The organism is Flaviflexus sp., from assembly GCF_052087705.1.
GTDB lineage: Bacteria > Actinomycetota > Actinomycetes > Actinomycetales > Actinomycetaceae > Flaviflexus > Flaviflexus ciconiae.
Genome location: NZ_JBQCYC010000002.1, coordinates 73,016 through 85,516, shown reverse-complemented (window position 1 = coordinate 85,516; position 12,501 = coordinate 73,016). Strand labels below are relative to the sequence as shown.

At 61.3% G+C, this 12,501-nt stretch carries 12 protein-coding genes; 6 read left to right on the top strand and 6 right to left on the bottom strand.

What is annotated here, in order from left to right:
• Positions 1-115 precede the first annotated feature (115 nt).
• Genes ACTHUY_RS01655 through mtrA form a run of 3 tightly spaced genes read right to left on the bottom strand, consistent with a single transcriptional unit; the run spans position 116 to position 4,082 of the window.
• Entirely contained in the window at positions 116-1,777 is a 1,662-nt protein-coding gene (locus tag ACTHUY_RS01655) for an LpqB family beta-propeller domain-containing protein (protein ID WP_441677403.1), read from the bottom strand.
• Entirely contained in the window at positions 1,774-3,405 is a 1,632-nt protein-coding gene (mtrB, locus tag ACTHUY_RS01650) for an MtrAB system histidine kinase MtrB (RefSeq protein ID WP_441677401.1), read from the bottom strand. Before mtrB ends, ACTHUY_RS01655 begins: the two co-directional genes overlap by 4 nt.
• Positions 3,402-4,082: an MtrAB system response regulator MtrA gene (gene mtrA / locus ACTHUY_RS01645; protein WP_441654584.1), complete on the bottom strand. Its 681-nt coding sequence runs from the start codon at positions 4,080-4,082 to the stop codon at positions 3,402-3,404. The genes mtrB and mtrA overlap by 4 nt, the downstream gene beginning before the upstream one ends.
• A 323-nt stretch (positions 4,083-4,405) precedes the next feature.
• On the opposite strand from mtrA, the gene ACTHUY_RS01640 reads away from it, so the two are divergent.
• The 5 genes from ACTHUY_RS01640 to ACTHUY_RS01620 are packed head-to-tail and all read left to right on the top strand — an operon-like array spanning position 4,406 to position 9,672.
• Complete coding sequence (locus tag ACTHUY_RS01640) at positions 4,406-5,644, top strand: hypothetical protein (RefSeq protein WP_441677399.1); 1,239 nt, start codon at positions 4,406-4,408, stop codon at positions 5,642-5,644.
• A gap of 3 nt (positions 5,645-5,647) precedes the next feature.
• Entirely contained in the window at positions 5,648-6,271 is a 624-nt protein-coding gene (locus ACTHUY_RS01635; RefSeq protein WP_441677397.1) for a hypothetical protein, read from the top strand.
• On the top strand, positions 6,268-7,392 hold the full coding sequence (locus ACTHUY_RS01630; protein WP_441674842.1) for a DUF4350 domain-containing protein: 1,125 nt from the start codon (positions 6,268-6,270) through the stop codon (positions 7,390-7,392). Before ACTHUY_RS01635 ends, ACTHUY_RS01630 begins: the two co-directional genes overlap by 4 nt.
• Before the next feature lie 25 nt (positions 7,393-7,417).
• Entirely contained in the window at positions 7,418-8,389 is a 972-nt protein-coding gene (locus ACTHUY_RS01625; protein WP_441674873.1) for an AAA family ATPase, read from the top strand.
• The gene (locus ACTHUY_RS01620; protein ID WP_441677395.1) at positions 8,389-9,672 is read left to right on the top strand and encodes a DUF58 domain-containing protein; all 1,284 of its coding nucleotides are present in this window, start codon (positions 8,389-8,391) and stop codon (positions 9,670-9,672) included. The genes ACTHUY_RS01625 and ACTHUY_RS01620 overlap by 1 nt, the downstream gene beginning before the upstream one ends.
• Positions 9,673-9,776: 104 nt before the next feature.
• Here ACTHUY_RS01620 and ACTHUY_RS01615 read toward each other — a convergent pair whose 3' ends face one another.
• Complete coding sequence (locus ACTHUY_RS01615; protein WP_441677394.1) at positions 9,777-10,781, bottom strand: stage II sporulation protein M; 1,005 nt, start codon at positions 10,779-10,781, stop codon at positions 9,777-9,779.
• 84 nt (positions 10,782-10,865) lie between these two features.
• Between ACTHUY_RS01615 and ACTHUY_RS01610 the strand changes: the two genes are divergently transcribed.
• On the top strand, positions 10,866-11,729 hold the full coding sequence (locus tag ACTHUY_RS01610; protein ID WP_441654578.1) for an RDD family protein: 864 nt from the start codon (positions 10,866-10,868) through the stop codon (positions 11,727-11,729).
• Positions 11,730-11,948: 219 nt separating this feature from the next.
• On the opposite strand, the gene ACTHUY_RS01605 is transcribed toward ACTHUY_RS01610, so the two are convergent.
• Together ACTHUY_RS01605 and ACTHUY_RS01600 are read right to left on the bottom strand one after the other, a co-directional pair.
• Positions 11,949-12,110 (bottom strand): hypothetical protein, encoded by a 162-nt coding sequence (locus tag ACTHUY_RS01605; protein ID WP_164719649.1) that lies wholly within the window; start codon positions 12,108-12,110, stop codon positions 11,949-11,951.
• Positions 12,103-12,483 carry a DUF3499 domain-containing protein gene (locus tag ACTHUY_RS01600; protein WP_441654577.1) on the bottom strand — a complete coding sequence of 127 codons (381 nt, stop codon included), beginning with the start codon at positions 12,481-12,483 and terminating at the stop codon, positions 12,103-12,105. The genes ACTHUY_RS01605 and ACTHUY_RS01600 overlap by 8 nt, the downstream gene beginning before the upstream one ends.
• Positions 12,484-12,501: the final 18 nt, after the last annotated feature.

Below are 12,501 nucleotides of genomic sequence, written 5' to 3'. Positions count from 1 at the left end.
TGGTCACCCGATTCAGAATTGCGAAGTGTCTGCCTGTGGATGTGGACTCAGCCAGAGCGGGGTTGCTCTGGAATATTGATTGAAAATTGATTGGCTTAGCCCATTATCGGGTGGTTTAGCCCGCGAGCGCGGGATCGTCTCCATCGGTGAGTAGCAGTCGCCATCCCCCACCGGAACGTTCAAGAATTTGACCGTTTTCGGTGGAGAGGATGATGGAGCCTTCGCCGTCACCCGCGGTAATTGAGGTGGCTCCGTTGGCTTCGGTGATGGTGTGGATGGGGCCGCCAATGGGAATGGCATAGATGGCGGGGCTGTTGCTTCCGGGGATGGTTGCGAGTGCCGCGACCGTGGTTTCGTCGATCCAGGCAAGGTCGGTGACGGATTCGATTCCGGCTCCGAGTTCGAACGGGTCGTCGAGGGAGACCGGGTTGCCCTCTCCGTCACGGACGATTGCGGTTGCCGAGACGTACGTTGTTGATTCGGTGTGCCAGACAACGATGGCGCGGGATCCTTCGCGGGAGACGTGGATCGAGTCGATGGTGCCTTCGCGGAGCCAGTCTGCTGTCATGTCGACGCGTCCGCCTTCGCGGTTAACGGCGGTGATTGTGCCGTTCCCTTCGGCTGATCCGGTCCAGATCCATCCGTAGGTATCAACCGACGGGGCGATGAGGTCGTCGACTTCGAGGAGCGTGACCGGTTCCGACCCGTCGTTCGGCAGGGAGACGAGCCGGTCGCCTGAGATTCCTACCATGGGCGGGTCGTCAAGGTAGCCGATGGCAAGGGAGTGCAGGTCTTCGGGAACGGATGCCATGTCGAGCAACTCGGTGGTGCCGTCCCAGTAGAGTGCGGGCGCATCCCCCACCATGACGAGTACGCGGGATTCTGTGAAGGGATAACTGGAGGGCGGATTGCCACTCGCCACCTGCCACGGAGCGCCGTCGATTGTGAGTTCTACTTCTTGGACGTTGGAGAGGAGCGTCAGGGTCTCTTCGAGTTGCGCCTGGAACAGTAGCCGCTGATATCCGGTGACGGCGAGTGCCTCCTCATTCAGTGACACGGTGGCGACCCCGGAGTCGATGGCAACTCCTCGCGCGCCAATCTGTGTTTCCGCGGGAATCGAGGTGCGCACCGCGGCTGCCAGCCAGTCGGATGGTCCGTCGAAAAGCTCATTCGTGGCGGCCGTCGCGTACGTGGTTCGCGGGAACCAACGCATGTCTGCAACAAGGTAGCGCGAATCAGAAGTTAAGAAGTAGAGGACCGACTTGGCGTACTGCGTGTCAAAGAGGGTTGCCGAGATCAGGAGGCCGTTCTCGAGATCAATGATCCGCCACTCCCCTTCCGCATTGCGGGCGAGTGAGAATTCGGTGGTGATGACCGCGTCGGGGTTGGAGGCAATGAAACGACCGTCCTCATCGAGGGAGCCCTCGCTGCCCAGGTTCAGCCGAACTGCTTGAGTGTCAGTTCGTGTCGTGACGGGGACCCGAGTATCCGAGTAGATCCGGACTTCCCCGAGGGGTTGCCACGATTCGGATGCCTGCGGTGACAGGAATTCGCGGGCTACCTCGAAGTCGTCGGAGAGGCCGGCGGCGGATGCGGTGAGGAAGCCGATAACGATGTCTTCGGGGTCGGCTCCGGCCGAGGGGCCGTTCGCGTGGAGGCCGACGCTCTGACCGGTATCTGTCGGGGCACGCGTTGCGTTAACCGGGCCTTCGGTCGGCAACGAAGTACACGCGGCAAGAAGGCAGACGAGGCTAGCGAGCGCCATGAGCTTCTTCATTCTTCCTCCTTGAACTTCTCCGGGTCGAAGTCAACTTCAACGTCGACGGGAGCAACGAATGGGCTTCCCGGTTCCCTGGGCAGGATCAGTAGGAAGCTCGAGCCTTCACCGAGAACACCCCAGACGCGGATTTCTCCGCCGTGGAGGTGAGCGTCCTCGCGGGCAATCGTCAAACCAAGGCCAGTGCCACCGGCCTTGCGCACGCGGGCAGCATCGGCACGCCAGAACCTGTCGAAAACGTGATCGACCTGTTCCTGGCTCATGCCAACACCATCGTCGACAACGCGGACAGCGACCGCTGTCTCGTTACCGACAACGTCGAGGCGGACGTTGCCGCCTTCCGCGTGTTCGATCGCGTTGACCAGCAGGTTACGCACCATGCGTTCCACTCGCCGGTGTTCCACAGTTGCATAGGTGTTGCCGACCGAGTGCACGCGGACCGTGACTTCGTCTTCGCGTGCGAGAGGTGCCGCCATCTCCACTACGTCTTCCACGAGGGTCGTGAGGTCAACGTATTCGGTACTGAGTGCCATCGCCCCCGCATCGAATCGCGAGATTTCCAGAAGGTCGGCAAGCATTGCGTCAAGGTTAACGAGCTGACGCTGCATGAGTTCGGCGGACCGCTGGAGGCTGGGCGGTAGCTCGTCCCTCTTGTCGTAGATGAGCTGCCCCGCCATGCGGATCGTCGTGACCGGGGAGCGGAGTTCGTGGGAAACAGCGGAGACGAAGTCCTGCTGGACCTTCGACAGCTTCTGGAGGCGCGTGAACTGTTCATCCAATGACCACGCCATCTGGTTGAACGACTCGGCAAGCTGTGCCAGTTCGTCGTCACCCTTGACGTCCATCCGCACCTCGAACGCACCGTCGGCGATCCTGCGCGCGTTTCGGGAGGCTTCTCGGATTGGGCCGAGAACCATGCGGACAAGAACCACCGCCATGAGAACCAGCAGAATCAGAAGGATTCCGCCAGCAACTAGCTGAACGGTGGTAACGAGGCTGAGGAGCTGTTGCTCCGCCTCCAGTGAGAACACCGAATACAGCTCGTACGAACCGGCCCCCGGGATAGATACGGAAACGCCGATGACGACACCCGGCTCCGTTTCCCCGCTGCTGAGGGGGATGGAGACGGACTGCCAGTGAAGAGCTTCCGAACTGGATATTTGTGCTCTTAGTTCATCCGTGACGAGATCGCGAGTAACAGCGGGTCCACGAACCGGCTCCAGGATCTGGATGTTCGTGCTTGCCTGGTCCTCGGACCGCATGAGCAGAACGCCGATGATCGAGGATGACGGGTCATACATGCTGGTGACGATCTGGCTGGCACGCAACTGAACATCACCGGGGTTGGAACCGATGGTTGCCGAGAAGTTCTGCTGGGCTGACCGAGCATCCACCCCGAATTCTTCGACGATCGAGTCGATGCGGGAGTCGAATACCTGGTTGCGAATCTGCCAGAGGGCAACACCGAACGTTATGGAAACGGAGAACGTAACAATCGTCAGGAGGATAGCAATCACGCGGACCTGGAGGCGCTGGCTGAAGAAGCGCCCCAGCTCCGTCAGGTTCTCTGCGATCAGTCGGCCCCTCGAAGGGCCTGTATGCTCCTGCTCCGGAGCTTGGTCGCTCACTCCTGTGCCGCACCCGCCCGATATCCGACGCCGCGAACGGTCAGAACAACCTCGGGATTATCCTGATCCTTTTCGACCTTGGCGCGGAGCCTCTGGACGTGGACGTTGACGAGGCGGGTGTCCGCACTGTGGCGGTACCCCCACACCAGCTCAAGAAGCTCCTCGCGCGAGAACACCTGGCGAGGCTTACGAGCGAGAGCAACAAGAAGATCAAACTCGAGCGGCGTCAGCGAGAGATTTTCGCCGCCACGCTGCACGGTGTGACCGGTAATGTCGATCGTCAGGTCGGCAACCTTGAGGATCTCCGGCTCCAGCTCCTGCCTGCGCAGGCGAGCCTTAATCCGGGCCATGAGAACAGAATTCTCAAACGGCTTTGTCACGTAGTCGTCGGCGCCTGCCTCGAGGCCCGCAATGACATCAACGGAGTCGGTTAGCGCACTCATCATGATGATGGGAATATCTGTCTCGTCGCGAAGCGCCTTGCACACCTCAACGCCGTTCATGCCGGGGAGCATGACGTCAAGGAGCACAAGGTCGGGTCGTTCGGCACGGTAGAGCGGGAGCACCGACTGCCCGTCGGCACACACCGTCACCTCATATCCTTCTGACTCGAGGAGAATGGCAACCATCTCCGAGATCGAGGGATCATCATCGACGACAAGAATGCGGGACTTCATGCCACAAGTTTCCCACGAATGAGCAGAGTTTGCCCGAGCACTCGCCAACCTCACACAGGCTAACTGCGTAATCCACCAGGTACGATCCCACATCGCTACCAAACAGGTATTCCGCCGCTCTTACTGGTGCTTGATTTGCTCAGCAGGGAAATAATGAAATACACCCGTGCACCGGCGGAAATCCCTTCTTCCCCGGTATCTCGTTAACGACGATCTTTCCTTGCCAAATACGTTGCAGGATGCAACTCCCCGCCTCTCACCTCCCATTCAAAGAGGTCACTGTGCCAAGATGAAACCAGTCTCAGTGACACGAGGGGAAGATTATGTCTAACGACAACCACCGTTGGCATCCGGAGAACGATGACTGGGCGGACCGGAACGGCGCCTCCGAAGGCAACACTCCAAACCCGGAAAGCAACCAGGGAAACTACCCGAATAATGGTTCGGGCAACTACCCGAATCCATCGGGCGAGAACTCGGGATATCCGTCGGGCAACAACGACCCGGACAATAGTTCCGGCACCAATACGCAAGGTGGCGGCGGTTTCGGTTACTTCGGTCATCAGAATCCGAGCCGGGGGCCGTGGGACGGTGGCGCTGGAAACGACGATCGGCCTTCGACGCTCGAAAACTATGGGCAGTTCGGAACATCGTCGGGCAACTACGGGAGCAGGCCGTACGGCGGTTACAGCGGATCTCCGTTCCCTCTGCACCCGCTCACAACAATGGAACAGATTGATGCCGCAATCCGGCTGATCCGCTACAACCCCAAGGTGTTCGTTGTACTCCCGCTGATCGTCTACCTGATCGTCGGTATTGTTTCTACAATTATTGTTCTTATCGGCGGCGAGGCCAGCTATCTGACTACTTCGCAGATCGTCAGCGTTGACGCGGATGCCTTGTCGACGTCGGCCACGGTCTCAACAATTCTTACAGCGCTTGTTTCCTTCATTGCCGGCCTGTTTATTTACACGACGGCCGTCAATGCGGCGATGAGTGCTGTGTACGGCCGCAAGATCACCATCGGCAGGGCGATCAGTATGTCGACGGGCGATGCTGGACGCCTGGGAGTCGCCTACATTCTCTATGTTGTCGCCATGGCTATCATCATGACCCTGATCTCCCTGCTGTTTATTCCGTTCGGGGAGTCGATGGGAGGCGGCGGCGTTGCTATCCTCGCCCTTCTCCTCCTGATCGGCAGCATCTACTTCGCGGTCCGACTTTCCTGCGTTGTTCCCGCTCTCGTGGCCGAACAAAGGGGCCCAATCGCGTCGATTGCGCGTTCCTTCCAGCTGACGTCGGGCATGTTCTTCCAGGTGTTCGCAACATTCTTCGTTGCCGTGGTCCTTTCCATTGTGCTCATGATTGCCGCCTCGATCGTCATTGCCATCTTCTCGTTCCTCAGCATGGGAACCACGACGGGCACGCTGATCTACGCAACAATCACATCGGCTCTTATTTCCGCCGTGTCAGTTGCGTTCTTCCAGGCAGTCACGAACGTCATCTACATCAACCTGCGGATGGTCCGGGAGGGCTTCCACGGCCAGGTCCGCGACTCCTAGGCCGTGCTCGCTTCCCTCCCTTTGCGTTTCCTCGACCCCGAGGGGGACGAGGCGCGCAGGTGGGCCGTGGAAGAACTGTCCAAAGCCAAATACCAGGAACCCGGCCAATCCCTCGTTGAACGGCTTGGTACGTGGCTCATTGAACGCCTCCAGCAGCTCAATCTCGATGTCACGTTCAATCCCTCGGTGACGGGGTCGGTCACAATCATCATTTTTCTTCTCGTCGTCGGCGGCTTCGCTCTCTACTACGGCAGGCTCCGCCCCGGCGCCCGAAAGAAGGCATCCGGGCCGTCGACCATCCTCGATGATTCGCGGCCGCTCGACAGGCTCGAGCAGGACGCTGCCGCGGCGCTGCGCGCAGGCAATTACGCTTCAGCGTGCGCGGACTACTATCGCGCCAGCATCCGCATCCTTGACGAACGCGGCCTGATTCTTGCCACCCCCGGCATGACTGCCGTGGAAGCAGCCTGGCAGGGAAATGCCACAACGGGGTTGCCACTGGGCCCGGGCGCGCAACTCTTCGATTCGGTCGTCTACGGCGGCGGCTCGGCAACGCTCGCCGATGCTCAGGCAATGGCCGACCTTGCGAACCGGTGCCGTCGGGCGGGCCGGGTGGTGAACGCATGAGCTCCAATCCGAAGTTCGCGCAACCCGTTGCTAAGAAGCCGCTCAAGAACAAGATCCTGTTCGGGATCTTTACCGCGATCATCATTGGCCTCCTTGCTCTCTCGATCATCACCCTTCAGGGCAGGGGCAATCAGCAGGCTATGCACCCGGATTCGGTCTCACCGGATGGTGCTGGCGCACTCGGATCGATCATCGAGGATCGCGGTGCCACCATCACCGTTGTCCGCACCGCCGATGAGGCACTTGATCATGAAGGCACGATTCTCGTGTGGGACCCGTTCTCGCTCCTGACCGAACGGGAACGGGAATCGCTCATCGAGTCCGGCAAACCGGTCGTGGCTGTCATGGACGAAGGCAGGGATGCATCCCTGTGGCTGACCGGCAATCCCCGCGCCTTCTCATCGTCCTCAGCTGCACCGACCGGCCCCAACTGTTCGGTCGACTGGGTCTCGGATCTGGACGCCATCGACGGCGCCACCTGGGGCATCGACACGAACAATATTCCTGCCACCGGGTGTTTCCCGGTGACCAGCGGACACTATCTGGCGGTCGAGGGGAACGTTTCGGTCTTTGCCTCTCCCGAGGTCTTCACCAACGACTACTTGGACCGAGCGCACAACGCCGCCGTTGCCATAAGGGCTCTGGGGCATACCGATTCCGTGTCCTGGCTCATACCGACGGAAACAACGGCGACAGATTCCTCGATCTCGGCCGTTCCGCCCGCACTCACCGGCGCTCTCGCTGGTTTTGCTATCGCGGCCCTCTGGTACGGCATCTGTGTTCGCAGGCCCGTCGGCCCCCTGATCCCCGAATCCCTTCCCGTTATCGTGCCCTCCGCAGAATCGGCACGCGGCCGCGCCCGACTCTACGAGCGGGGCGGGAACGCGGGCCATGCTGGCAAGGCTCTACGTGCGGGAACGATCGCAAGGGTCGCCGCCCGGCTCGGCATCCCCTCCGAAGCCACACCGGAGAACGTCATTTCCCGGATCTCAGAAGCATCTGGCTGGCATCCAGACCGGGTCAGCCAAGTTCTCTACGGCCCTCCGCCGACAACCGACCGTGAGCTTGTTGACCTCGCACACGAACTGACCGCACTCACCAAGGAGCTCATCCATGACTAGCCCCTCGTACCGCCCACCTCTTGCCATGCCAACCCCCGGTCCCGGTGCCTCTGAATCCCAGCGGGCCTTCGCGGGGATTGCCACCGAGGTCCGCAAGGCTGTGATCGGCCAAGAGGGCGTCCTCTCTGGCCTGCTGATCGGCCTGCTGTCTGGCGGTCACGTCCTCCTGGAAGGCGTTCCCGGCACCGCGAAGACTCTTCTCGTGCGTTCCCTGTCAGCCGCGCTCAGCCTCGACAACTCTCGCGTGCAGTTCACGCCGGATCTCATGCCGGGCGATCTCACCGGCTCCCTGATTTATCGTTCGGCAACCGGCGAGTTCACGTTCCGTCCGGGCCCGGTCTTCACCCAGCTGCTGCTCGCCGACGAGATCAACCGCACCCCACCAAAAACTCAGGCGGCTCTCTTGGAGGCCATGGCCGAGGGGCGTGTCACGGTCGACGGCGACCCGAAAGACCTTCCCGAGCCGTTCATGGTGATCGCCACGCAGAACCCGATCGAATACGAGGGAACGTATCCGCTTCCCGAGGCTCAGCTCGATCGCTTCCTGCTGAAGCTCGAGGTTCCGCTCCCTGAGCGGGACGCCGAACTCGAGGTGCTTCGCCGGCACGCGGGTTACTTTGATCCGAACGATCTTTCCACCGCAAACATCAACCCCGTCGCGGCGGCAGAAGATGTCATCAAAGCCCGCCACGAGGTCCGTTCCGTCGAGGTCCACCCCGCTATCCAGTCCTACATCGTTGACCTGGTGCGTGCCACCCGCACGGCGCCCTCGGTCTCGGTCGGAGTATCCCCGCGCGGCGCAACCGCCCTCCTGCGCACCGGTCAGTCCTGGGCCTGGCTGTCGGGAAGGGACTACTGCACTCCCGATGATGTGAAGGCCATGGCCCGTCCTGCACTTGCTCACCGCATCAGCCTCAACCCCGAGGCCGAACTCGACGGGCTCACGCCCGAACGGATTGTCGAGAACGTTCTCACGCAGGTTCCGGTCCCCCGCTAATGTTCGCAACCCTCCGTTCCGCACTCCTCGTCCTCCTCGCCATCCCGGCGGGGCTGTTGGGCGGCAGCTGGGTATGGCCGGTTGTCGTTCTCCTGGTCGTCGTTGCCCTGTGCGGTGCGGACTGCCTTCTCGCCACGAATCCGCAGAACATTGCCGTCACCCGCTTAGATGTCACTCTTCGGCTGGGAACCGTGCAGTCTACCAACGTGGAGATCCGCAACAATTCTTCGCGCAGGGCGCGCGGCTCCGTGCGAAACGGGTGGCCACCTTCCGTAACAGCGGCACCGTCGCTCATTCCCTTCAATCTTGGCCCCGGCCGCCGCACCATCCAGTCAACAATCATTTCTCCCTCCCGCCGGGGCAAGATCGAATCCGGCCCGATCACCGTCCGCACCGCGGGCCCCCTGGGCCTTGCTGGACGGCAACGCAACAGGGAAGACTCCGCGAAGCTAACCGTGATGCCGGCGTTCAAAGCCCGCAGGGTCCTGCCCAGCAGGATTGCCAGGTTGAAGGAAATGGAGGGGAAAAGCCTCCTCCTTGTCTCGGGCGAGGGAACCGAATTCGATTCGCTACGCGAATACGTGCGTGGCGACGACGTTCGATCGATTGACTGGCGGTCCACTGCCCGGCGGGGTCAAACGCTCGTGAAGACGTGGCGGCCCGAGCGCGATCGACGGATCGTCTCGGTTCTGGACTGCGGCAGGTCCTCCTCGATCCGTATCGGTGAGGAACCACGGATCGACTCGTCGATCGAAACCACGCTTCTTCTTGCGGCCCTTGCCGAGAAGTCCGGCGACCTCCTCCACGTTCTCGTCCACGACGACACTCTCAAGGCTCGCGTTGATCCGGCACGCCGATCCACCATCCACACGGTGGCGGCGGCTCTCGCCGATGTTCAACCATCGCTTGCCCAAACGGATTGGGCGGACGTGGCCGGCAACATTCGCAAGACGGTCAACGCCAAGTCCCTCATTGTCATCACCACCGCCCTCGACTCGGGAACGGTGCCCGGCGGTCTGCTCGAGGCAATCAGCCTCCTCCACCGCCACACCATCATCGTCGCGGTCGCAACCGACCCGGTGATCGTGGATATGACGCAGACCGATGGAACGTCCCAGGGAGCCTACGAGGCGGCGGCAGCACACCGCGCTCTCCTCGACGAGAGAGCCCTCTCCGACCATCTGTCTCGCTTGGGTGCCGTTGTTGTCACCGCTCCCCCGGACGATCTGCCCGCCAAGGTGGCCGACACGTACCTGGCCTTGAAGGAAGCCGGCAGGCTCTAGAGCTTTGACCGGAGGTGAAGCAGGGGAGCTCAAGTAGCGCGTTCGGTCCCGCCCGATCATCCCGATTCCAGTTCCGTTACCGTGCCCGACTTGCAACGTGCCTGCTATGCCTTCTGCACCGCCACCGATGCGCTGTAGCCCGCTTCGGCTTCATCAATATCGGCTGAATAGCCCTGGCTTAAGGCCCACCGTCCACCCGCGATTGTGTACACCCAGTATCCGGCCAGTGCCAGTGCGCCAATGAAGATCTTGACTGCCCAATGCAGCCCCGAGGGCGTGACGAAGCCTTCGATGATGCCGGAGATCGCGAGGACAATAACAAGACCGGCCGCAACGATCACGGTGGTTCTTCCCTCTTCCGCGAGCGCCTGCGATCGCGTTCGATAGCCCGGTGACACCATCGCCCAAAACAGCGAGAACCCGGCTCCGGCGGCAATGAAGATCGCGGTGAGTTCGAGGAGGCCGTGGGGAAGGATCAGTTTGAAAAAGACGTCAAGTCCGCCCTGGGAGTGCATGATTGCGGCGGATGAGCCTATTCCCGCGGCGTTTTCGTAGATAACGAGGGCGGGAACGAATCCGGTGATTCCCCCGGCAATGGATTGGACGGCGATTCGCGCATTGTTTGACCAGACCTGTCCGGCAAAGTCCGCCGATGGGTACTCGGAATAGTAGGAGGCAAAGGCAACATTGGCGTAGTGCTCGAGTTCCGCTTCGGTTCCAAGCGCCGAGAGGACCTCCGGGTTGGTGGCGGTGTAGATTGCCGTGGAGGTTGCGATAACGAGGAAGGCGATCATGACCCACACGGTCCACCACCGCACCCGGTAAAGGGCGAGTGGCAGGGTGGCCCGGAAGAACTGGGCGACGGAGTTTCGATTGACCGTTCTCGTGCCCGTCATGGTGGCACGCGCCCGCGAGAGGACCTGGGAAAGCCGCAGGACAACGTTCGGGTCGGGGCTCTCGGTGCGGAGCATGGCGAGGTGGGTGGCGGACCGCTGATAGAGGCGGATGAACTCATCTGATTCGGGCCCGGTTAGGGTCTTGCGTCTGGACAGTTCGCGGAGCCGCTCCCATTCGGGGCGGTGCGCAAGAGCGAAGGCATGAGCGTCCATGCCACAAGTCTCGCATGCGAGAAAGCTGTGTGCGCGGGGAGTTCTGCCGCGCACGATTGTTTATTTTGTCGGTACTGTGGTGGCATGACGAAGGATACCGAGGAGCGGTACCAGGTCGGCCGGGCAATCGAGGTTGCCGATAGTCGCACCGATATCGTGACAGGCGAAGGCGTGGGCCTTGTCCTGCCCACAGTTTCCCTGGGTACGCGGATCATGTCGGCAGTTATCGACACGACGCTCTATACAGTTGTCACCGGTCTCGCTATCTACCTGACGCTACGAGTGTGGGAGCCGTCGAACGCGGCCCAGATCATCACGTGGTTGACGACGTATCTCATGGTGTGGGCTGTCCTCATCCCGTTCGCCGTCCAGTACGCAACAAAGGGCAGTTCGCTCGGCAGGGTCATGACCGGTTCACGGACCGTACGGTACGACGGGGGAACTATTGGGATGAGGCATGCGCTCACTCGTTCCGTTGCGGGACTTTTCGATATCCACCTGTCCCTCGGCGTCCTTGGCATCTCAAGCATTCTTCTGACGTCCAAGGGTCAGCGCTCCGGTGACCTGCTCGCAGGCACCATCGTGGTGTCATGGCCGAGGCGATACAGGGGGCCGGAACCTCATTCCGTCGATCCGTCACTGGCCCGCTGGGCCCAGGTGGCAACAATCAGTCCCGTCCCCGGTCATCTTTCCATCGCTTCCCGGGACTTCCTCCGCTCCGCGAAACCAATGACCGAAGACGCAAGAATCTCTCGGGCTCGGGATCTAGCGGCCGGACTGGAAATGTTCGTCGCTCCCCCGCCCCCGCGCGGGACCAATCCCGAAGCTTTTATCGCAACCGTCCTAGCAGTGCGGGAAGCAGCGGACTACGAACGTGAGGCGCAGGCGATGGTCCGTCAGATGAAGACCGAGGAACGCCTCACCACGCTGCCCTACTCGGTTCGGTAGCCCGGCCAGTTCTTCCGGACGGAACAAAACCTTTTCTCAGCCGGGCCAGGACCTTTTCGTGGCGAAACTGAACGTGCGACGAGTTCCTCAAGGGCGCGCCGGAGCTAGGTAGGCAGTCTCGTCCCCGGCGACTAGGCACGGTCTCAGGTAACAGGCTCGGCCTGAGTTATCGGGCTTGGCACCGGTGGCCGTGCGTGGTTCTAGCTCGCTGGATGAGCCTTAGTTTGCTGGCTCGGCCTCGGTCGGAAGGAGGATCGGAACGTCGTTCTCGATGCGGTACTTCCAGGCCGGGGTGGACTGGGACACGTAGTAGTTTCCTTCACGCTTGAGCGGCGTGCCGGTCTTGGGGCAAATGAGTGCGTTGTCGATCCAGTCAGTCATTGTTTTCCTCCGGGTTGGGTACGGCCCTCAGCTTCGGCCCGACTTGGCCGGGGATATCGGACTGTCTGCGCACTTCGCGTTGCGCGGGGCGGGGTTCTGGGGCGCGGCGCTGGCTCGCTTCTTTGATCGCGTTGGCGAGCGCCATGAGGTCATTGTCGGAGGGCGGTGCTGGCTCGTATTCGGTGACGAGACGGACCATCGACCATCCTCTGGGGACAGTTACCGACTGGGCATGATCCTCACACAGGTCGAGAGCACCCTTTTGTGCGACGGGTGAGAGGGGTCCAACGACAGCGGTCGCTTCACCGTAGTCGTACGTCATCGTGACGACCGCGCGACCGGTGCATCTAGTCCTCGAACATTGCCTTACCACAACTACTAACGGTAGCAC